The sequence below is a fragment of the Phenylobacterium sp. genome, from assembly GCF_044372605.1.
Classification (GTDB): Bacteria; Pseudomonadota; Alphaproteobacteria; order Caulobacterales; family Caulobacteraceae; genus Phenylobacterium.
Window position 1 is genome coordinate 1 of the sequence record NZ_JBILRO010000034.1, and the last position, 21,398, is coordinate 21,398.

Consider the following 21,398-nt stretch of genomic DNA (forward strand, 5'->3'; position numbering starts at 1 on the left):
AGCAGATCGTAGGACAAGGCCTTGGCGCGCGACAACTCCAGCGCCATCTGGCCGGGCTCGGTCACCGGCCGCATGAAGTTGTAGTAGATTCGCGAGCCGTCGATCGCCTCGCCGGTGGAGAAATAGCGCGGGCCTATCCGGGCGCCGGCGTCGATGGCCTCGCGGTCCTCCACCATGTGATAGGCCGGTGAGCCGGGTGAACGGCTGGTGGTGACGCCGAGCGACAACCACAGGCGGCCTTCCCGGTCACCATAGCCATAGCCTTGCATCTGGCGGTGAGCATGCATTTCAACGAGGCCGGGGATCACCGTGGCGTCGCCGGCGTCAAGAATCCTGGCGTCGCCGACAGCGGTCCCGGCGGTCACGAGATCGGCGATGCGATTGCCGACGACAACGATATCGACGCCCCTGCGCACCTCGGTTGTCAGCCCCTGCCAGACCCGGGCGGCCCGGACCACGACCCGGCCTGCTGGCCGGGCGTTGGCCCAGGTTATGCCGTGGGAGACAGTGACGGGCTTGCCGCCTGTCGCATCGATCATCCGCAGCGCGCCGTTGCAGAGATAGAGCAGTCTGGCGCTATCGCCGCTCCATGTGGGGGCGTCGGTGACTTCGGTGTTCAGGGCTTTGGGCGGGGCGGACATCACCCCCCTGGCGTCGACCGGGGCCACCCACAGCCGGCTGGCGAAGACGAAGGCGATGGATTTGCCATCCGGCGACCAAACCGGGCCGTCGTCGCCGCGCGTCCCCAGCGACTTGTCCGGAAACACCGGCTGATAGGTGGCTGTGCCGGAGGCCACATCCACAGTCAGGATCTCGCTGAGCCCCTCACGGAAACGGGCCGAATAGGGCTTGAAAGCAGCCAGAGCCAGGGTCTTGCCGTCTGGACTCCAAGTCGGTTTGCCAGGCTCCCAGATGGCGCCGAAGACTTGCCGGACGCGACCGCTCGCCACATCGACGGTGTGCAGGGATCCATTCTGGTCCAGGAAGGCCAGGGTCTTGCCGTCACGCGACCATGCGGCCGAGAGCGCAGCGTCCTTGTGGCGGGTGAGCTGGCGTTCAGTGCCTGAGATCATGTCGCGCAGCCAGAGGTCCAGCGTGCCGCCTCGGTCGGTGGAGTAGGCCAGGGTCTTGCCGTCGGGAGACCAGGCAGGATCGCAGACACAGAAGCCGTCGCTGACAAGGCGGCTGGATTTTCCGCCGATCGTCAGAAGCCAAAGGGCGTTCAGGGCGCGGAAAACGACCTGCTTGCCGTCCGGCGAGAGCGCCGGGCTGCCGATGCCGATCACCGGCTTGCGGGCCGTGCTGTCATAGTCGCGCTGACGCTTGCGATAACTGGGGCGGGCGACCGGAACAGAAAGACTGAAGGGGATGGTCGTGGTTACGCCGGCCGGGGTGCGGCGGCGGATCTGACCGTCAGCGGCGTAGATCATGTCACCGTTCGGCAACCAGGATGGGCGGAACGGAAAGATGTCCTCACCTTCCGCCAGGACGCCGTCCGGGCCCTGCAGGCGGGCCCGACCATTGGCGACGATATGGCAGGCAACGCCTTTGCCGTCGGGCATGAAGGCGGGATTGCGCAATTCGGACGGGCTTCCGCGTTCGGACGAGACTCGGATCGCGATACCGGTCTCGCGGACACCGTTGTCGTCGACGATCTCGACGCGGGCGCGGTCCACAGCAAAGGCGATGCGGCGGCTGTCCGGCGACCAGGCGGGCTCGCAGGCCTGACCCTTCGCCGTCGCCCAGAGCCGGGTTGCGCCAGAGGCCAGATCGAGGATGTGTATCGCATAGGCGCCGGTTCGATCTGATCCAAAGGCGATGGATTTGCCGTCTGGCGAGAACCTTGGCTCGCGGCAATCAAAGGGACCCCGCGTATGCTGGGTCAGGCCCTTGCCATCTGCGCCGACGGTCCAGACCTGGAACGTGCCGTCGCGATAGGACTGGAAGACCAGGCGCTTGCCGTCCGGAGACCAGTCAGGCTGCGCGCCATCGGTGAGATCATCGGTGAGCCGCTTGGCCACGCCGCCGGCGACTGGCAGCGTCCAGATCACGCCGAACAGGTCGAAGGCCAGGGTTCGGCCGTCCGGCGACGCCGAGACTGCGATATTGGTGCCTTCCGTGATCCTGACGTCCAGCGACGACGGTTCGTCTGATGCTTTCGACGCCAGACCCGGCCGCGCGAGCGATGTCGCCGCGATCGCGGTGCCCCCGATGGTCATGAGACTTCGGCGGTCAACACCGGGCCGTTTGGATCTGCTCATCGAGAATCCCCTTGCGCGCGAGCTCCGCCAGCTCGCTGCAGCGACCACATCACGTACCCGAGACCCAGCAGCGTCAAGGCCACACCATGCGCCAGGAACGCCATTCGGTAGCTGCTGAACTGCGCCATGGCTCCAAAGTTCAGGATCAGCAGCATGATGGCGCACTGGCTGGCGAATCCCTTCACCGAGGCCACCGTCGCCCGCGCTTCACCGGAGAGGGCGTGCTGAAACTGGGCGTCAGCCTGGACGTCGGCGATCCGGCACAAACCCGTGAACAGAACGGCCAGCGCCACCGACCAGGTCTGGAACGTCGCCGCCGCGGCGATCAGGCAACAGCCCGCCAGGACCACCAGACCATGAAGGGCCGCGCGATGGCCCAGCGGCACGCGGTGCGCCACAGCAGCGCCGAGAGCCTGGGCCCCACCCATCGCGGCTACAAACAGGGCGATCTGGGCGCTGCGAAGGCCCACTTCCATTGCAAAGATCTGCCAATAGTCCTCGCAGGCGGCCAGCAGCGCCTGCATGCCCGCGATGAAAAGAAGAATCTGCAGCACGCCCGGACGGGTCAAGGCCTCGCCAATGCCCTGCCGCATGCGATGGATCGGATTCACTCTGTGGATCGCCAGCGCCAACGGCGCTCGCGGCAACGCCAGCGCTGAGGCCGCCGCAAGGACTGCGGTTACGGCGCTGATCAGTGTGAGTGCCGGGTAGCCCAGGTCGGCCTGGGCGGCTGCGCCCAGCGCCGAAGCCATGACGCCGACGAAGCGGCCGGTCTGGGCGCGCCCGATGGCTCGAGCGTAATCCTGTTCCCGGCCCGCCGCCTTCAACTTATCGAACAGCAGCGCCTCAAAGGTGCCGGACACCAACGCCGTCTTGACGCCCCACAGCACCTGCCCGGCCAGAAAGCCCCAGAAGCCCGGAAACAGAAACCACAGCAGGAACCCGGATCCCCGGAACAGCTGGGCGATCAGGAGGAGCCAGCGGCGCGACACCCTGTCAGCCAGGGCGCCGGTCGGAATCTCCAGGACAATCGCGGTGAGTGACCATGCCGCCAGGGCCAGACCAATCTGGATCGGTGTCAGTCCCGTCTCGGCGAACATGACCGTGTAGAACGGAAAGATCAGGATCAGAGTGTCGAGGAAGCGGTAGGCGGTCGCCTTCCAGATCAGACTGGTCACCACCCGTGATCAGGCGTTGAAGCCGGCTTCGGCGAAGTCAAGCATTCGTCGCAGCAGCGCATCCACGTCGCCTTCCCGGGTCAGGCCGTCGGACAGGTGATGTAGCCTGTCAAACTCGGCGAAGCGGTTGTTGTGGACCATGCCCAGGACAAAGTGCAGCCGCCAGTAGACGTCTTCCTTGGGCAGGTCGGACCTTGCAGCGATCAGCGCGTCGGCGAAGCGGGCCAGGTGGCTGACATCGTTGCGGAGCACGTCACGCATGTCGGCGTTGCCCTCCGAGCGGGCCCGAATGATGAACTGCAGCGAGATGCGCCGCTCATTGTCCGGCGAGGCCCAACGCATGGGCGGGGAGAAATAGGCGGCCAGGATATCTCGTACCGGCGGACGGCCCGCGTGGCGACCATTGGCCTCGTGCAGCATGCGGGCGCGCTCGCGATTGAGCTCGGCGGTGCGCCGCCGGAAGATCTCGAACAGCAGGGCGTCCTTCGAGCCAAAATGGTAGTTTACGCTGGCCAGGTTGACGCCTGCAGCCGCGGTGATGTCGCGCACCGAAACGTTCTGGAAGCCGTTCAGCGCGAACAGCCGCTCCGCCGCGATAAACACAGCCGCCTTGGTCGCGGCCTGCGCCTCTTCGGTGGTGTCAAGCGGGTCCTGGATCAGGGGATCGATCATGCGAGTCCCTTAGGTTTCCTGGGAGCTTTGGGCGAGACGTCAAACAGAGCGATGCGTGCAGCTAGCGAGACAGCTCCTTCATCGCCTTTTCGAGCCCGTCGAGCGTCAGCGGAAACATCCGGTCGTTGACCAGCTGTTTGATCACGCCGACGGAGGGGGTGTAGTCCCAATGCCGTTCAGCGGTGGGGTTCAGCCAGACCATGTGTTTGAAGATGCCCGAGACCCGGTCGAGCCAGACCGCGCCGGCTTCCTCATTCCAATGCTCCACGGAACCGCCCGGATAGGTGATTTCGTAGGGGCTCATCGTCGCGTCGCCCACGAAGATCACTTTGTAATCGTGGGGAAATTTGTGAAGAACGTCGATCGTGTTGAGCTTTTCCGCGTGCCGGCGCCGATTGTCCTTCCAGACGCTCTCGTAGAGGCAGTTGTGGAAGTAGTAGAACTCCATGTTCTTGAACTCGGTGCGTGCGGCCGAGAACAGTTCCTCACAGACCTTGATGTGGCTGTCCATTGAGCCGCCGATGTCGAAGAAGATCAGGACACTGATCTTGTTGCGACGCTCGGCGCGCATCTGGATGTCCAGATAGCCCTTCTGTGACGTGCCCTTGATGGTGCCGTTCATATCGAGTTCGTCTGGGTGGCCGTCGCGGACCCATTTGCGCAGGCGGCGCAGCGCCACCTTGATGTTGCGGGTGCCCAGTTCGACGCTGTCGTCGAGGTTCTTGTACTCGCGCTTGTCCCAGACCTTGATCGCGCGACCGTGGCGGCCCTTGTCCTGGCCGACCCGGACGCCCTCGGGGTGATAGCCGTTGGCGCCGAAGGGGCTGTCGCCCTGACCATTCCGGCCGTTCTTGCCCTTGCCTTCGCCGTCCCCGTCGCCTTCTTCCTGCTGCCGCTTCATCTGCTCGGCCAGCGCTTCCATCAGCTTTTCGAAGCCGCCCATGGCCTCGATCTGAGCCTTTTCCTCTTCGGTGAGGAACTTGTCGGAGAGTTTCTTCAGCCATTCAGCCGGAAGATCAGCGGTGAGTCCCTCACCGGCGGTCTTTTCCAGGCCATTGAAAACCTGGGCGAAAACCCGGTCGAACCGGTCGATATTTTTCTCGTCCTTCACCAGGGCGGCGCGGGACAGATAGTAGAAGTCGTCAACCGAGCGGCCGATGACCTGCTTGTCCATGGCCTCCATGAGGATGAGGTATTCCTTCAGCGTCACGGGCACTTTGGCTTCGCGAAGCTCGGTGAAGAAGCGCATGAACATGGGATAGGCTCGCGGCAAACGTCTGTTTGAACTTTGCAGGATGGGGCCGGGTTGGCCCGATGTCCAGTCGTCTCCGACCTAGGGCTTCAGGTCCGGCCGGGACGCCAGGAAGGCGGCGCGCTCGGCGGCGGTCAGCACCTTGGCTTTTTTCTGGCGCGAGACCTTGGGTGTGGGTGGTGCATAGACACCTGCTGGCGGCGTGCCGCCCTTGAGGTCTGACAGCCGTTTGATCGGGGGTTTCATGGCAGATGGTTCCTGACAATCCGCGCGGGAAGCTGGGTTTCGGCACTCATCGCAGATTCCGCTTTCCTGCCCTATAGGCTGCGAGCATCAAGCCTCCATGGACTTCAGGTTTTGAAGCCGGCGCCAGACAGTCATCCGCGAGACCCCCAGGCGCCTGGCGATTTCCACGGGTCCCAGTCCCTGGTTCCGGAGCGCCACGATCGCATCGATTGCCGCAGCGCGATGGCCCCGGACCGGGTGGGGCGGCTCAAGACTTGCCACAGCCTCGACCGCTGCGCGGAGCGCGCGGCCCGCTGCGCCCTGGCTTGCAAGACAGGGCGTCAAGACCTGAAGGCCCGCGCCACGGGCCTCAAGCGCATCCAGGACCCTCAAGAGCCCTCGGCCACTGCCGGCCAGCCGATCGAGCCGTTGGACGACCAATAGATCGCCTGGACCGATGAATTCGAGAATGGAGTCCAGAACGACGCCTTCTGAACGGGTCGCTTCATGGCGAACCACCTGACAGCCGGCAGCTTCCAACAGGGCCGAGTCCTGCTGCGAGGCAGCGTCAACCTCCCGAACATAGCCAATCCTGAGCATCCCCACCCGCCGGTCCCGGACCTGAAGGTCCTCAACGTCAAGGTCCCAAAAACAAGCGCCGCCGCCAAGACTGGCGGAGGTTAAATCTCCGTAATGAAAATATTCAAAATCAGCTACTTAGGCAATTCGGTGGTACAATTGTGTCAAATCTGGGTGCGGGTGGCCGGGCGCTTCAGAATGAACTCCCGATCAACGGTGCGGCCGACCTTGAACCCGTATTCGCCGACTTTCGAGAAGCCGTGACGCCCATAGAACCGCTGGGCCCCGAAGTTCTCGGACCACACGCCGATCCAGAGAGTCCGCGGACCGTCCGCTAACAACCAGTCCAGGACCTGCGCGAATAGGCGGCCCCCATTCCCGCCGCCCTGGTGATCCTTGAGGAAATACAGCCTCTTGAGTTCACCACAAGTCGGTGTCACGTCTTCGTGCGGCAGACCGCAGGGCCCGGCCAGAGCATAGCCGATCGCCTGTCCGTCAATCTCTACCAACCACTGAGCCTTGGCCTGATCAGCGAGATCTGCCCGGGTACTGTCGAGCCCATACGCCTCGGCGCGAAACGCCGCCAGATCATCCGGGTGATACAGATGACCGAAGGTCTGGCTGAAGGTCTCGGCGCCTATCCAGGATAACACCTCGGCATCGGCGATCGCCGCGCGACGAATGGTGGGTTCTGGCATCCGAAAGTCTCGCCTATACGTTAGAAGGAAAGCATGACGACCGCGCTCTACACTCATCACGACATGTTCGGCCACCACCCTGGTGCGGGTCACGCCGAACGCCCAGAGCGGCTGCGCGCCGTGCTGGATGCCCTGGATGACGCCACGCTGGACCTTGAAGTCCTGGAGGCGCCAAAAGTGGAGCGCGCCGCCCTGCTGGCCGTACACGAGGCGGCCTATCTGGATGAGATCTTCGGCAAGTCGCCGGCGCTGGGCGTCGTGGAGCTGGACCCGGACACCTTCATGTCGCCGGGCACTCTGCTGGCGTCGCAACGCGCGGCGGGTGCGGTGGTGCGAGCGGTGCGCGACGTCGCGGCGGGCCGTGCGGATCGGGCGTTTTGCGCGGTCAGGCCTCCGGGCCACCATGCAGAGCCTGGACTGTCTATGGGTTTCTGCCTGTTCTCCAACATCGCAATTGCGGCGTTCGCCGCTCAGGCAGCCGGGCTTGCGCGCGTCGCGGTAATCGACTTCGACGTGCACCACGGCAACGGCACCCAGTCGGCCCTGGGGTCGCGCACAGGCATGTTTTTCGCCTCGATCCAGTCCTGGCCGATGTGGCCGGGGACCGGGCACCCCTCGGAATCTGTGCCGGCCAATGTCGTCAATGCGGTGTCGCCCGATGGCGCCCCGGCACCCGTCTGGCGGCGCGCGTTCGAGGGATTAATGGACAGGGTTGACGCCTTTGAACCGGACCTGATCCTGGTTTCGGCCGGTTTCGACGCGCACCGGCGCGACCCCGTTGCTGGGGGTGGACAGAACCTGGAAGAGGCGGATTTCGGTTGGGCCACCCGTGCGATCGTCTCGGTGGCGAACCGGCGCGCCAAGGGCCGGGTTGTGTCGTCGCTTGAGGGCGGCTACGACCTCGAAGCTCTGGGACGCTCTGCGCTTGCGCATGTGGCCGCCCTTGGCGAGGGGTGAGGGGCAAGTCAGGCACGTGCTTTTGGTCGGTCACGCCACTCCTGCCTTCGGGCGGACGTCTTGAGCGCGCTCGAGACGGCGTATAAGCCCTATGGCCAGATTATTCTGGCCCGGCACGGCGAACCCGCGCTTTCGCGCAAGGTGATGCTGGACGCCGCAGGATATGGCGAGTTCTGGGCCCGATATGAGATTGGCGGGCTACTGCCTGGCCAGACGCCACCGGATCGCCTCAAGCGATTCGTGGCCGACTGCGGGACCCTGGTCACCTCAACCCGTCTGCGTGCGATCGAGAGTGCTCAGAGCGTGGTGGGCGACAAGCCGTTTGACCGGTACGAACTCCTGATCGAGGCGCCGCTGCCGCCGCCGCGATTTCCCGGCTGGGTCCGTCTTTCTCCGAAAATCTGGGGCTTCGTCGCGCGCGTCTGGTGGTGGTACCTGAACTTCCACGATGGTCAGGAAAGTCGCGCTGAAGCCGAGGCCCGCGCCGACCAGGCCGCAGAGTTGCTTATCGGATTTGCGGCCAATGGCCAGACGGTCGTCGTGATGGCTCACGGCTTCTTCAACCACTTGATTGGCCGTAGCCTGCTCCGGCAGGGTTGGAAGCTGGCCGACAGCGAGGGCTACAAGTACTGGTCCATGCGTCGGTTCAAACGGGGCTGACAGTTGTCTGGCGCAGTCCTAAGGAAACATCATGTCCGAACCCGCCAGCATCGCCGAAATGACCTTCGAGACCGCGCTCGCAGAACTCGAGCAGATCGTTGCGCGCCTGGAGTCGGGGCAAGCCCCGCTTGAGGATTCGATCCGGATGTATGAGCGCGGCGCGCTACTGAAAGCCCATTGCGAGGCCCGGTTGGCTGCAGCCCGCCTGCGCGTCGAAAAGATCATCATTGGGGCCGGCGGCGCACCCGGCGTCGAGCCTGCCGAGTTCGGCTGATGGACCTGGCCCGCCGGGTGGCGGAAGCGGCAGATCTCGTCACCGTGGCGCTGGATGAGCTGCTGCCTCGCGCGGAGGGGCCCGAAAGCCGGCTGACAGAGGCGATGCGCTATGCGGCTTTGGGGCCAGGTAAACGACTGCGCACCTACTTTGCGCTTGAAACCGGCCGTATGCTGAATCTGGACGACCGGCACGTGCTGCGGGCGGCTTGCGCGCTGGAATGCGTCCACGCCTACAGCCTGATCCACGACGATTTGCCCTGTATGGACGATGACAATGTGCGCCGGGGTCGGCCCACCGTACACATTGCCTATGATGAGATGACGGCCGTGCTGGCGGGGGACGCGCTTCAGGCGGCAGCTTTTGAAATTCTTGCACATCCAGACACTCATCCCGACGGGGCGGTGCGTGCCGAGTTGGTGACCCGGCTGGCCGTGGCGTCGGGCGCGCGCGGCATGGTGGGCGGCCAGATGATCGATATGCTGGGGGTGCGCGAGGATCTCGGCGGCGTTGCCAGAATGCAGCGGCTTAAGACCGGTGCCCTGATCACATGCGCCTTTGAACTTCCGTTGGTTCTTGCGCACGCGCGGGAGGCTCAGCGGCATGCCCTGGTCGCCTTCGCCCACGATCTGGGTCTGGCTTACCAGATTGTCGACGACCTGCTCGACGCCGAGGGTGATGCGGCGTTGATGGGCAAGGCGGCGGGCAAGGATGCGGCGGCGGGAAAGACCACCTTCGTCACCCTGCTGGGCGCGGATGCGGCGCGCGATCGGCTGGGTCTGCTGAAGATTCAGACCAAATCTCACCTGGATCCGTTTGGCGCGCAGGCTGAATTTCTGCGGGCCAGCGTGGATTTCGTGCTAGAGCGCCACCAGTAATTTCCAAGGGACGTCCGCGTTCAATGCCGCCAGAAACACCCCTGCTCGATACGGTTTCCTCGCCGGCCGACACCCGGGACCTGACCCTCCCGCAGCTGCGCCAGCTGGCCGACGAACTGCGGGCAGAGACCATCGATGCGGTATCCCAGACGGGTGGACATCTGGGCGCCGGCCTGGGCGTCGTCGAGCTCACGGTGGCGCTGCACCACGTCTATGAGACTCCGAAGGACATCCTGATCTGGGACGTGGGCCATCAGGCCTATCCGCACAAGATTCTGACTGGTCGTCGCGACCGTATCCGCACCCTGCGCCAGGGCGGCGGTCTGTCAGGCTTCACCAAGCGCAGCGAGAGTGAATACGACCCCTTCGGCGCCGCGCATGCCGCTACCTCGATTTCGGCGGCCCTGGGTTTTGCCGCCGCGCGAGACGCCAAGGGCCAAGATAACAAGGTGGTCGCCGTCATTGGCGACGGCTCAATGAGCGCCGGTATGGCCTATGAAGCCATGAATAACGCCAGTGAGGCGACCAGGCAGCTCACGGTCATCCTGAACGACAACGACATGTCCATCGCGCCGCCGGTAGGCGGCATGAGCGCCTACATGGCCAGGCTTGTCTCGGGCGGCGGCTACCAGTCCCTGCGCAACCTGGGCAAGGCGGTCTCGAAGGCATTTCCCAAGCCGTTGCAGGAAGCCGCCCGCAAGGCCGAGGAATATGCCCGCGGCATGGTCACCGGCGGCACGCTGTTTGAAGAGCTCGGCTTCTACTATGTCGGCCCAATCGACGGCCACGACATGGACGCCCTGGTCAATGTGCTGAAGAACGCCCGAAAGATCGAGGACCGGCCAGTGCTGGTCCACGTGGTCACGCAGAAGGGCAAGGGCTATGGCCCTGCCGAGAACGCCGCCGACAAGTACCACGGCGTGGTCAAGTTCGACGTGGTCACGGGCAAGCAGAACAAGGCTCAGGCCGGCGCGCCGCAGTACACCAGGGTGTTCGCCCAGGAGTTGGTGAAGCGCGCCGAGCTGGATCCCAAGATCATGGCGATCACGGCGGCCATGCCCTCGGGCACGGGCCTCGATCTGTTCGGCGAGCGCTTCCCCGACCGTACCTTTGACGTCGGCATCGCCGAGCAGCACGCGGTGACGTTTGCCGCCGGTCTGGCGGCGGATGGCATGAAGCCCTTCTGCGCGATCTATTCGACATTCCTGCAGCGCGGATACGATCAGGTTGTCCACGATGTAGCCATCCAGGGCCTGCCAGTGCGGTTCGCCATTGATCGCGCAGGTCTGGTGGGCGCCGACGGCGCTACCCATGCCGGATCGTTCGACATCGGCTATCTGGGGCAATTGCCCGGAATGGTGTTGATGGGCCCGGCGGATGAGGCCGAGCTGGCCCGCGCCGTCGCCACGGCTGTCGCCATCGACGACCGGCCCTCGGCGTTCCGCTATCCGCGCGGGGAGGGGACGGGCGTCGCCATCCCGGATCTCGCTGCACCGTTCGAGATCGGCAAGGGCCGCATTGTGCGTGAAGGCACGGCGGTCGCCATCCTGTCATTCGGCACCCGATTAGGCGATGCGTTGAGGGCTGCCGACATGCTGGCCGCTCGCGGATTGTCGGCGACCGTCGCCGACGCCCGTTTCGCCAAGCCGCTGGACGTCGACCTCTTGCTGCGCCTGGCGCGCGACCATGAAGCGCTGATCACCGTGGAGGAAGGCTCCATGGGCGGCTTCGGGGCCTTTGTGCTTCATGCCCTGGCCCAGCACGGCGCATTGGATCGCGGCCTGAGGGTGCGCACCCTGACACTCCCGGACATCTTCCAGGACCACGACAAACCGGACGTCATGTACGCCGACGCCGGTATCGATGCGGACGGGATCGTGCGCGGCGCCCTGGACGCGCTGGGGATCGGGAACGCAGCCGTAGCGGGGCGGCGGGCCTAGAGTTCGACCTGGCTGACGCCTAGAACGGCGAGAACCGCTCCAGCAACGATTGCCCCGCAGGCGTCTTCTGCAACCGGCTGATATCTCCGCGCCCACCGTAGCTGATGCGGGCCTCGGCAATCTGGGTGTGGCGGATGGTGTTGGCGGACGAGATATCCTCGGGGCGCACGATGCCGGCCACGGTGAGCTGGCGCAAGTCGGTGTTGGTGCGGACCTCCTGCACGCCCTGGATCACCATATTGCCGTTGGGCAGCACGCCGCTGACGACGGCGGCGATGGTCAGGCTGATTTTCTCTGAGCGGTTCACCTGGCCGGCGCCGGCGTTGGATGTCGTCGAGTTGGTTTCCAGCGCATTGGCCGGGTCGAAGCCGCCTGGCAGGACCTTGCCAAGGGTGGATTCCAGGCCCAGCAGATGAGGTACGCCGGCCTTCAGACCCGAGGTGCGTGAGCTGGACGTAGCGTTGGTGGTCTTGGCGCTGTCATCGATGTCGATCTGCACGGTCAGGATGTCGCCAACGCGACTGGCGCGCTGATCGTTGAAGAAGGCCCGCGCACCTACACGCCAGAGCGAGTTCGCGCTGGCCGCTTGCGGCGAAGGCTCGCGCGATGAGACCAGGACAGTCTGCTCACGCGGCATCAGGGCGGCGGGATAGCCCACCTGCGACAGCTCGGGGCCGCGGGCGGCCTCCTTGACGGTGGAGCAGGCGGCCAGCGGGGCCAGGGCGGCAAGAGCAACAAGGGTGCGGAGACGCATGGTCTATGGCTTCCTTCAGCGGAGGGCGTAGCGGGTTGAACGGGAGAGTTTCATCTGATCGGCAGCCGGACCGACGACGGCCTGGCCTGGTCCTGCGACCACCGCCTGGATGGTTTTCTTCGACGAGACATTCTGGACGCTGATGGTGTCGCCGACACCGCCGCCGGATACGGCCCTGGCCTGAAGCGTCAGTGTGATGCCGGCATCATCGAACACCAGGGTAACCACATCGTTGGCCTTGACTACCTGGGGCGCCGAGACATCGCGTCCCGCGACCGCGGTGCCGGCGCGCAGTGTGCGGCGTGCGGCCATGCCGACCACGGCGTCGGGATCGGTGGCGGCGTCGGCTGGAGCGAGGGCGACCTTGGCCCAGACAAGATCCTGAGGCTGTACGATTTCACCGGCGGCCAGATTGCGGGTCCAGGTCAGGACGTCGACGTTCGCGCGCGCCGCAGAGGCGGTGGGCCTGGCTGCGGCGGTGGCAGCACCGCGCACCACAATCTGGCGCAGGCCCTCCGCGTTGGCCCAGTCTAGTCCGGCGCGGCGCCCCGCCGCCTGCACGGCGTTGGCGCTCAGCATCACGGTGGTCCCGCTGCGTGAGGCGACAGGCGTACGACCAGCGGCGCCCGCGCCCTCGAAAATCTCGCCGAGGGTCACCGTTCCGTCGGTGTCCACCATCTCGGACTTGAGCGTGACCGGCGTGGCGGCCAGCGCCGGGGTAGCCATCAGAACAACGAGCAGAAGTGCAGCGGCCTTCATGATCCTCAGGCCTTGATCTGGTTGGCTGTGGCCAACATGTTGTCGGCGGTGGAAATGACCTTGGAGTTCATCTCATAGGCCCGCTGGGCGACGATCAGGGCGGTGATTTCCGCAACGGCGTCGACGTTGGAAGCTTCGGTCCAGCCCTGGACCAGAGTGCCGATGCCCACTGAGCCGGGAGTGCCGCTGGTGGGGGCGCCGGATGCGGCCGTTTCCTGCAGCAGATTTCCGCCCAGGGCCTTCAGTCCGCCGTCGTTGACGAAGGTGGCCAGTTCCAGAACGCCGACGATGCTGGGGTTGGTCTGCCCGGCCTGAATGACTTCGACCTGGCCCGACTTTGAGATCGATACCTTGGTTGCGTCGCCGGGAATCGTGATGGCTGGCTGGACCTGGTAGCCATCCTGGGTGACCAGCTGGCCCTGATCATTGATCGCCAGGTTGCCGGCACGGGTGTAGACGTTCTCACCCGACGGCGAGAGCACCTGGAAGTAGCCGCGGCCATCGATGGCCAGATCGTACTGATTGTCCGTGCGGGTCAGCGCACCTTGCGTACCCACGCGATAGACAGCGCCAGCCTTGACGCCCGCGCCCACCTGTACCCCGGTGGGGACGATGGTGCCCTGGTCGGAGGACTGCGTGCCGGCGGCCTCGAAGGTCTGGTAAAGAAGGTCCTGAAACTCGGCCCGTTGGCGCTTGAAGGCCACGGTGTTCATGTTGGCGATGTTGTTCGAGATGACCTCGACATTCATCTGTTGGGCGGCCATGCCGGTCGCGGCGGTGCGGAGCGCTTGCATCAGTCGTTAGCCTTCTACTGAGCCCGGCCCAGACGCTCGACGGCGCGGCGGGAAAGATCGCTCTGCGCGTCCATCATCTTGGCGGTGGATTCATATGCCCGGGACACCTGAACCATCCGGGTGATCTCGAGGATCGGTTTGACGTTCGAGCCTTCCAGCATGCCCTGACGCAGCCGGGCATCTTCGGCAGGTGTCGCGGTCAGGTTCGAGTCGTTGCGATAGAGATTGTCGCCGGTCTTGGAGAGCGCGCTAAGGTTTTCGAAGGCGAACATGCCCACCTGGCCTATCCGTTCGTTGCCCTGACTGAGACTGCCGTCGCTCCCGACCTTCACCTCGCCCTTTTCGGCATCGATGTTGATTTCGCTGCCGCTCTTGTCGAGCACGGGAAGTCCACCCTGGCTGACCAGACGGCCTGCAGGGTCGACGGTGAAACGACCGTCGCGGGTGAAGCGTGGGCCATCGGGGCCTTGTAGCTGGAAGAACGCCTTGCCCTCGATGGCCATATCCAGCGGCGCGCCGGTAGGATTGAGCGAGCCTTGGCCAAAATCGCGCGCCACGCCGTCATCGCCGACGAACTTAACCGGACGCGGACCGCCCAAAGTGGCAGCCGGCGCTGCGGGTTCGGTCTTGTGGATCAGCGACTCAACTTTGAAGCCTGTCGTGTCGAGGTTAGCGATGTTGTTGGCGACGATGTCCATTTCCCGACGCAGCAGCATCTGGCGCGAGAGACCTACGAAGATGGCGTTGTCCATGCGGGCAGCCTTGGCGATCGACGAATTCGGATCTCCACTTTGCAAGCTTCGGGCCAACTGAAAAGATCAGTAAAATCAGTAAATAAGAAGGTTAACGCGCGCCGGGCGGCGGAAAATGCCGGGCAGAATTCGCGCCCGTTAAGAACCGTTAAAGCCTTCTTCATCAAAGCCCGGCATTCGTAGAGGCGGCGAAGATCTAAGGAACGCGCGCGTGGCCAAAAAGGAAAAGAAGGGCGCCAAGGAGGCGGAAGCCACCGAAGCCCCTGCAGAGGGCGCGGAGGGCGAAGCTCCCGCCAAGAAAAAACTGCCGATGAAGATGCTGATCATCGGCGGCGTTGCAGCCCTGGTCGTGCTTGGCGGCGGCGGTGCTGCCGCGTTCATTTTCCTCAAGCCCAAGCCGGAGGCCGCCGCAGAGAAGGGTGAGGCCGGCAAGGACAAGAAAGAGAAGAAGAAGGACGAGAAGAAGGGCGGCAAGGAGGGCAAGGAAGGCAAGGAAGGCAAGGAAGGCAAGGAAGGCAAGGAAGGCGAGGCCGGTGCCGCTGTTGTCCGCGAAGGCCCCGATGGGATCGTATTCTACACCATGCCCGATCTGGTGGTGAACATGCAGACCGCCGACGGTCGCCCCACCTTCCTGAAGCTGAAACTTACACTCGAACTGCCCGATGACACTGTGGTCGAGGAACTGAACCCCAACATGCCGAGGCTCCAGGACATGTTCCAGACCTTCCTGCGCGAGCTGCGCCCGGAGGATCTCTCGGGCAGCCAGGGGTCCTATCAGCTCCGTATGGAGATCCTGCGGCGGGTCAACCTGGTGATCGGGCCCTCCAAGGCCAACGCCGTGCTCATCGAGGAGATGCTGATCAACTAGCGCTACGGCGCGCGTTGCATCCCAGGATTCATGGAAGACGAAATCCAACCCATCGCTGAAAATCCCGCGTCTGCGACCGAAGACGGGCAGGCGTCGCAAGATATCGGCGCGCTGGGCGTCCAGGGCATGGCGGCCAGGCCTGAGGGCGCCGAGCGCATCCTCAATCAGGATGAGATCGATAGCCTGCTGGGCTTCGACATGTCGGATGAGGATAGCGCCGAGCGCACCGGCATTCGGGCCATCATCAATTCGGCGCTCGTGTCATACGAGCGTCTGCCGATGCTCGAGATCGTCTTCGACCGTCTCGTGCGATTGATGACGACCAGCCTTCGCAACTTCACGTCCGACAACGTCGAGGTCAGCCTCGACAACATCTCGTCGATCCGGTTTGGCGACTACCTGAATTCGATCCCGCTTCCAGCCATCCTCTCGGTGTTTCGCGCCGAGGAACTGAACAACTACGGTCTGCTGACCGTGGACTCGAACCTGATCTATTCGATCGTGGATGTGCTCCTGGGCGGTCGGCGCGGTACGGCGGCGATGCGAATCGAAGGGCGGCCCTACACGACCATCGAGCGCGTGCTGGTGCAAAGAATGGTCGAGGTGGTGCTGGCCGACGCAAAGGAGGCGTTTGAGCCGCTGACGCCCGTGAGCTTCACCCTGGATCGTCTCGAAACCAACCCGCGCTTTGCTGCGATCGCTCGCCCGGCGAACGCCGCCATTCTGGTGAAGCTGCGGATCGACATGGAAGACCGTGGCGGGCGCATCGAGCTGTTGCTGCCTTACGCCACCCTCGAACCCATCCGGAAAATGCTGTTGCAGCAGTTCATGGGCGAGAAGTTCGGCCGGGACAATATCTGGGAAAGCCACCTGGCTACAGAGCTGTGGACCACCCAGACCGAGGTTCGCGCCGTCCTTGATGAGCAACAGATCAGCCTGAAGCGCGTGCTGAATCTGAAAGTCGGCGACACCCTGATGCTGAACGCCACCCCGGACAGCCTGATTGAATTACGCGCCGGAACAATACCGCTCACCCGCGGTCGGATGGGTCGGCGCAACGCCCACATCGCCGTTCGTGTTGAGGCGCCTTTGACGCCCAATGCCCGGCAAGCCGTACAGAGGCTTACATGACCCTGATTGGTATCGTCATGAATCTGATCCTGGCGGGTCTCTTGCTGGCGGCCCTCGTCGTCGGCATGCGGCTGAATCGCCGACTTGGCGCCTTGCGGGACAGCCACGATGGCTTCGAGGTTGCCGTGCGAGATCTGAATCTCGCCGCCCAGAGGGCAGAGCAGGGCCTGGCCGACCTCCGTGCCGCGACCGATGAGGCGACGGACACCCTGTCTGACCGGATCGAGAAGGGCCGCGCTCTGGCCATTCAGCTGGAGCGGTTGATTGGTGCCGCCCCGGAGTTGCCGAAGTCGGTGTTGCCTGACCGCGTCACGCCGGCAAGACCCATGCCTTCGGCAATGCCGGTGCGGGAAACGGCGGCTGAGAATCGTCTGGCGACCTTGCTGGCCGTAGCGAGGGCCCGGATCGAGGCTCAGGGCGCAAACGAATCGGAAACCCGAATGGCCGATGATCCCCCCACCAGGCGCGATGCCCAGTCGGCGCGTCGGTCGGTCAACCTGGATGATGATCTGTTCGAGGACGCGCCTGTCGTCTCCCACCGCTTTGCCGGAGCCCGTCGTTGAAGTCCGTTCCCCGCATTCTGCCGCTGGTCGGCGTAGCCATAGGCGGCGTACTTGCCGTCAACGCCCTGGCGGGCGCGCGGGATCTGCCCGGCCTGGTATCGGGCGCGCAGGCTTTCGCTGAAGAAGCTGTCAAGACCGTGACCCCGGCCAAGGATGACAAGGCTGCGAAGGATCCGGCCAAGCCAGGGGAAAAGGCGGGTGCCGCAGCCGCGACCGGTGAGGCCAAGGATGCCGTGGCCGCCGCCGCGGGCGCAACGGTTCCTCCGAAGGCCGTCTGCGCGCCCACCGCTGCGGAGCTTGCCAAGCAAGCGGGGCTGTCACCCGCGGAACTTCAGGTGTTGCAGAGCCTGGGCACGCGGCGCGGTCAGCTGGACAAGCGTGAGGATGACCTGTCGACCCAGCTGGCCCTGATGGCTGCCGCAGAGGCCAAGCTGGACGCAAAGATCAAGACTCTGAACAGCCTGAAAGGGGATGTTCAGGGGCTTCTGACCCAGAGCAGCACCAAGGAGGCGGCCGAGATTGATCGTCTGGTTAAGGTGTTCGAGGGCATGAAGGCCAAGGACGCCGCGCCGCGGATGGTGTTGCTTGATGACAACGTTCGCATTCCGATCGCGGCCAAGATGAAGGAGCGCGCGCTCTCCTCAATCATCGCTCAGATGCCGGCGCCCGAAGCCAAGCGGCTTACGGAGTCTCTGGCCAGACGGTATTCCGACGCCATGAACGCGGCCAAGAAGGCCGAGCAGGTGGCTAACGCCGGCGGGCCCGCTCCAGCCGCGGGCAAGACAGCTGCAACGCCCAAGGCACCTGCGCCTGGCGCCGCGCCAGCCAAGACCGGTTAAACCATGAGGCTCAGGCAGGCTCTTCGAACGGGGGTCGCTGCGGCATGCATCGCCAGCGTCGCGGCGCCTGCCGGGATCGCCGCGCAGCCAGCTCAGACGCAGGTAAGGCGCGAGGGCATCGAGGTGCGCGTCGCGAGTACGGCGACCTTCTCCCGTGTCGAGGTTCGGGGCGGGCGGGCCACAAGCCGCCAGGAAGGCCAGACCGTCATCCTGACCCTTGACCGGGACGGTGATCCTGACATTGCGCGCCTGCGGACCTCGCCACCGAAGTGGTTCAAGACCGCAGAGAAACGGCGGGTGAATGGTCGCCTGCAGCTGGTCCTAACGCTTGCCGATAACGCCGAAGCCAGGATCGGCGCCGCCGACGGTTCGACCTATGTGAACGCCTTCGAGAAAGCGGAGCCATCCGAGGCTGGGGCGTCGACGCCGGAAGTGGAGGTCGCTGAAGCCGAGCCGGTTCGCGCGAACCCCCTGCCGCCCGGCGGATTGATCCGCGCGGAGAGCAAGGTCGCGGGAGATCAGATACAGATTTCGTTCCCGTTCGCGAACCCGGCCGGCGCCGCCGTGTTCCGGCGGGGAGATGCGGTCTGGATCGTGTTTGACGCCCCGGCCAATCTCGATGTTTCAAAGATACCAAAGGGCGTCTCGGCAATCCGCAACAGCCAGGTGTTCCGGGGCGCAGACCATGCGGCCCTGCGGATCGAGGTGTCTGGCGACGCGCCGGTGTTCGCGGAATCGCAAGGGGCGACCTGGACCGTTTCCATTGGCCCGGGCGGCCAGCCACAGCCGACCGTCGTGCGCGTGTTGCGTGACCTTGACAGCGGTCCAGCCAATCTGAAAGCCCCGCTGGCGGGCGCGACGCGCGTGATCAATCTTCCTGATCCGGTGATGGGTGACACGCTTTCGGTGGTCACAGCGCTGGGACCTTCCAAAGGGCTATCCAGTCGGCGTGACTATGTGGACCTGGCCTTTCTGGCGTCGTTCCAGGGGCTGGCCGTAGAGACCCTGGTCGACGATCTGAGCGTTAAGCGTGACGGTGAACTGGTGCGGCTGTCGCGTACCGAGGGATTGACGCTTTCGCCCCCCTGGGCCGGCCGGAACCGCAAGACCGCAACGGCCGATGCGCCGCAGGCCGCCATCATGCCGGCGCTGATCGACGAGACCTGGGCCAAAGTGGGCGAGGACGGCTTCCTGCCCCGCTACAACGCTCTGGTGACGGCGGCGTCGCAGGAGCGCATGGCGGAGAAGGACGGTCGCAGCACCGAAGCGCGCAAGGCGCTCGCCCGGTTCCTCCTTGGCTCCGAGCTCTCATTCGAAGCCATTGGTGTGCTGACTGATCTTGGGCAAACGGACCCCGAGGCTCTGGATGATCCAGAGGTCCGGGGCCTGCGCGGCATCGCGCGCACCATGGCCCGGCGCTATGCCGAGGCTGACGCGGACTTCTCATCACCGGCGCTGCTGGAGGACCCTTCGACCTCCCTCTGGCGCGCCTACTTGAACGTCCAGCTTGGACAGGCAGCGGAGGCCCGCGCCCAGTTTGCCAAAGGCGCTGCCGCTTTCGGCCTGATGCCAGCCCAGTGGCGGGCTCGCTTCGCCCGCGCCGACGCACAGGCTGCCCTGGCGCTGGGTGATCTTGTCGCCGCCGACGCGAGTGTTCGTCAGGCGCTACAGGAAAAGACGTCATCGGAGGAGCGGCTGCTCACCCGCCTGACCCAGGCTCGCGTGATCGAACTTCAGGGCTTCAAGGATCGGGCGCTGAAGATTTACCTCGCTGTTGCGACCGCACCGAAGGATTCCATCGCCGCACCGGCGCAGTTACGCGCTACCCAGATCCGGATGGAGCTGGGGCAGATGACCCCGCTTCAGGCTGCGACGGCGTTTGATGGTCTGCGGTATCGCTGGCGCGGCGACGCCACCGAGCTGGAGACAATCAGGGCTCTGGGCAAGCTCTATCTGGAACAGGGTCGCTATCGAGAGGCGCTTGAGGCGCTGCGTTCGGCCGGTAGCCGGCTGCCCAACGTGCCGCAGGCCCAGCAACTCACGGCCGATCTGAATGCCGCATTCAAGGGATTGTTCCTGGACGGACTGGCTGATGGACTGGAGCCCGTACAGGCGCTGGCGCTGTTCTACGATTTCAAGGAGCTGGCGCCGATCGGCGCTGACGGCGACCTGATGGTGCGCAAGATCGTTCGCCGCCTGGTGGATGTAGATCTGCTGTCGCAAGCCGCCGAACTTCTGAAGTATCAGGCCGAAGAGCGCCTGGAGGGTGTGGCCCGCGCCCAGGTCTCCACCGATCTGGCGGTGATCTATCTGATGGATCGCCGGCCTGAACAGGCGCTGGAAGCGATCAACGGCTCGCGCACCACAGTACTGCCCACGGCCTTGGCCAATGAGCGCCGGCTGATCGAGGCGCGGGCCTGGTCGGGGATTGGCCGCTTCGAAAGCGCGCTCGAGATCATCGAGAAGGACCCTTCGCGAGACGCCAACGAATTGCGTGGGGAAGTCACATGGAAGCAGAAGAACTGGGCCGCCGCCGGCCCCATGTTCGAGAAGGCGCTGGGTGAGCGCTGGAAGTCTGCCGCGCCCCTGACCAGTGAGGACGAGGGCCGCTTGCTCCGCGCCGGAGTCGCCTACAGCCTGGCCGGCGACGAGGCGTCATTGGCCAGGCTGCAACAGCGCTACGAAGGCTTCTACGAGAAAGCCAGCAACCCGGAGGCTCTGCGAATCGCACTGTCCGGCGTGCCCGTGGGCCGCCTGAACGTGGCCGACTTTGGTCGTGTCTCAGCCGACAACGAAGCCTTTGCCGGCTGGGTCGCCAAGATGAAGGGCCGTTTCAAGACCCGCCCTGCGCCGGTCGGTGCGCCGAAGGCTCCCGTAGCCCCGGCGAGACAGGCGCAGGCGGCGGGCGGGGCAGGCGCGAGGGGGTAGCACTACCCTCCGGCGCCCTTCTGGAAGCTCTCAACCAGGCTCCCCGCGACCAACCGCCAGCCGTCGACTAGTACGAAGAATATCAGCTTGAACGGCAGGCTGATCACCACCGGCGGCAGCATCATCATGCCCATGCTCATCAGCACGCTGGCCACTACCAGGTCGATCACCAGGAAAGGCACGAACAGCAGGAAGCCGATCTCGAAGGCGTGCTTGAGCTCGGAAATCATGAAAGCCGGGGTAACCACGCGGATCGGGGTATCCATCGCCGTGGCGGGCTTGGGAATTTTGGACAGGCGGATGAAGAGGGCGAGATCCTCCTCGTCCACCTGGCTCAGCATGAACTGCTTTACGGGATCACCGGCGGCGTCGAAGGCGGCGGGCAGCTCCATCTGCTGGTCCATCAGGGGCTTGATGCCCTCGTTATAGGACCGCT

At 64.7% G+C, this 21,398-nt stretch carries 22 protein-coding genes; 10 read left to right on the forward strand and 12 right to left on the reverse strand.

Annotated features, from left to right (window positions below):
• The 7 genes from ACIQ42_RS05040 to ACIQ42_RS05070 all read right to left on the reverse strand — a co-directional run.
• Positions 1-2,261: amidohydrolase (locus tag ACIQ42_RS05040; protein WP_397421117.1), on the reverse strand; the 2,261-nt coding region annotated here is incomplete at its 3' end.
• Entirely contained in the window at positions 2,258-3,439 is a 1,182-nt protein-coding gene (locus tag ACIQ42_RS05045) for an MFS transporter (RefSeq protein WP_397421118.1), read from the reverse strand. The genes ACIQ42_RS05040 and ACIQ42_RS05045, both read right to left, overlap by 4 nt.
• Positions 3,440-3,448: 9 nt before the next feature.
• Positions 3,449-4,111, reverse strand: a complete 663-nt coding sequence (locus tag ACIQ42_RS05050) for a TetR/AcrR family transcriptional regulator (RefSeq protein ID WP_397421119.1) — start codon at positions 4,109-4,111, stop codon at positions 3,449-3,451.
• A gap of 61 nt (positions 4,112-4,172) precedes the next feature.
• Positions 4,173-5,366 carry a VWA domain-containing protein gene (locus ACIQ42_RS05055; protein ID WP_397421120.1) on the reverse strand — a complete coding sequence of 398 codons (1,194 nt, stop codon included), beginning with the start codon at positions 5,364-5,366 and terminating at the stop codon, positions 4,173-4,175.
• A 78-nt stretch (positions 5,367-5,444) separates the two neighbouring features.
• Positions 5,445-5,609, reverse strand: a complete 165-nt coding sequence (locus tag ACIQ42_RS05060; RefSeq protein WP_397400321.1) for a hypothetical protein — start codon at positions 5,607-5,609, stop codon at positions 5,445-5,447.
• Positions 5,610-5,696: 87 nt separating this feature from the next.
• Entirely contained in the window at positions 5,697-6,188 is a 492-nt protein-coding gene (locus ACIQ42_RS05065; RefSeq protein WP_397421135.1) for a recombinase family protein, read from the reverse strand.
• Between the two features lie 143 nt (positions 6,189-6,331).
• Positions 6,332-6,865, reverse strand: a complete 534-nt coding sequence (locus tag ACIQ42_RS05070) for a GNAT family N-acetyltransferase (protein WP_397421121.1) — start codon at positions 6,863-6,865, stop codon at positions 6,332-6,334.
• Between the two features lie 33 nt (positions 6,866-6,898).
• Here ACIQ42_RS05070 and ACIQ42_RS05075 point away from each other — a divergent pair, with 33 nt between their 5' ends.
• From ACIQ42_RS05075 to dxs, 5 genes are read left to right on the forward strand one after another with little or no spacing between them, the layout of a single operon-like run.
• On the forward strand, positions 6,899-7,822 hold the full coding sequence (locus ACIQ42_RS05075; protein ID WP_397421122.1) for a histone deacetylase family protein: 924 nt from the start codon (positions 6,899-6,901) through the stop codon (positions 7,820-7,822).
• Positions 7,823-7,882: 60 nt separating this feature from the next.
• Positions 7,883-8,482 (forward strand): histidine phosphatase family protein, encoded by a 600-nt coding sequence (locus ACIQ42_RS05080; RefSeq protein ID WP_397421123.1) that lies wholly within the window; start codon positions 7,883-7,885, stop codon positions 8,480-8,482.
• 31 nt (positions 8,483-8,513) lie between these two features.
• A complete protein-coding gene (locus tag ACIQ42_RS05085) occupies positions 8,514-8,756 on the forward strand; it encodes an exodeoxyribonuclease VII small subunit (protein ID WP_397421124.1) in 243 nt (80 codons plus the stop codon).
• Complete coding sequence (locus ACIQ42_RS05090) at positions 8,753-9,634, forward strand: polyprenyl synthetase family protein (protein WP_397421136.1); 882 nt, start codon at positions 8,753-8,755, stop codon at positions 9,632-9,634. The genes ACIQ42_RS05085 and ACIQ42_RS05090 overlap by 4 nt, the downstream gene beginning before the upstream one ends.
• Positions 9,635-9,657: 23 nt before the next feature.
• Complete coding sequence (gene dxs / locus ACIQ42_RS05095; protein WP_397421125.1) at positions 9,658-11,574, forward strand: 1-deoxy-D-xylulose-5-phosphate synthase; 1,917 nt, start codon at positions 9,658-9,660, stop codon at positions 11,572-11,574.
• Positions 11,575-11,593: 19 nt separating this feature from the next.
• Here the strand turns inward: dxs and flgH are convergent, their stop codons facing one another.
• Genes flgH through flgF form a run of 4 tightly spaced genes read right to left on the reverse strand, consistent with a single transcriptional unit; the run spans position 11,594 to position 14,633 of the window.
• Entirely contained in the window at positions 11,594-12,328 is a 735-nt protein-coding gene (gene flgH / locus ACIQ42_RS05100) for a flagellar basal body L-ring protein FlgH (protein WP_397421126.1), read from the reverse strand.
• Between the two features lie 15 nt (positions 12,329-12,343).
• Positions 12,344-13,087: a flagellar basal body P-ring formation chaperone FlgA gene (gene flgA, locus ACIQ42_RS05105; RefSeq protein ID WP_397421127.1), complete on the reverse strand. Its 744-nt coding sequence runs from the start codon at positions 13,085-13,087 to the stop codon at positions 12,344-12,346.
• A 5-nt stretch (positions 13,088-13,092) separates the two neighbouring features.
• On the reverse strand, positions 13,093-13,881 hold the full coding sequence (gene flgG, locus ACIQ42_RS05110) for a flagellar basal-body rod protein FlgG (RefSeq protein WP_397421128.1): 789 nt from the start codon (positions 13,879-13,881) through the stop codon (positions 13,093-13,095).
• Positions 13,882-13,895: 14 nt separating this feature from the next.
• Positions 13,896-14,633 carry a flagellar basal-body rod protein FlgF gene (flgF, locus tag ACIQ42_RS05115; RefSeq protein ID WP_397421129.1) on the reverse strand — a complete coding sequence of 246 codons (738 nt, stop codon included), beginning with the start codon at positions 14,631-14,633 and terminating at the stop codon, positions 13,896-13,898.
• Positions 14,634-14,844: 211 nt separating this feature from the next.
• Here flgF and ACIQ42_RS05120 point away from each other — a divergent pair, with 211 nt between their 5' ends.
• From ACIQ42_RS05120 to ACIQ42_RS05140, 5 genes are all read left to right on the forward strand, one after another.
• The gene (locus ACIQ42_RS05120; RefSeq protein ID WP_397421130.1) at positions 14,845-15,501 is read left to right on the forward strand and encodes a flagellar basal body-associated FliL family protein; all 657 of its coding nucleotides are present in this window, start codon (positions 14,845-14,847) and stop codon (positions 15,499-15,501) included.
• A gap of 126 nt (positions 15,502-15,627) precedes the next feature.
• Positions 15,628-16,632, forward strand: coding sequence for a flagellar motor switch protein FliM (gene fliM / locus ACIQ42_RS05125; RefSeq protein WP_397421137.1), 1,005 nt, complete (start codon positions 15,628-15,630; stop codon positions 16,630-16,632).
• Positions 16,629-17,195, forward strand: coding sequence for a DUF6468 domain-containing protein (locus tag ACIQ42_RS05130; protein WP_397421131.1), 567 nt, complete (start codon positions 16,629-16,631; stop codon positions 17,193-17,195). Before fliM ends, ACIQ42_RS05130 begins: the two co-directional genes overlap by 4 nt.
• The gene (locus ACIQ42_RS05135; protein ID WP_397421132.1) at positions 17,192-18,034 is read left to right on the forward strand and encodes a MotE family protein; all 843 of its coding nucleotides are present in this window, start codon (positions 17,192-17,194) and stop codon (positions 18,032-18,034) included. Before ACIQ42_RS05130 ends, ACIQ42_RS05135 begins: the two co-directional genes overlap by 4 nt.
• A gap of 3 nt (positions 18,035-18,037) precedes the next feature.
• Positions 18,038-20,962 carry an endoglucanase gene (locus ACIQ42_RS05140; protein ID WP_397421133.1) on the forward strand — a complete coding sequence of 975 codons (2,925 nt, stop codon included), beginning with the start codon at positions 18,038-18,040 and terminating at the stop codon, positions 20,960-20,962.
• Positions 20,963-20,964: 2 nt separating this feature from the next.
• Here the strand turns inward: ACIQ42_RS05140 and ACIQ42_RS05145 are convergent.
• Positions 20,965-21,398: flagellar type III secretion system pore protein FliP (locus tag ACIQ42_RS05145; RefSeq protein ID WP_397421134.1), on the reverse strand; the 434-nt coding region annotated here is incomplete at its 5' end.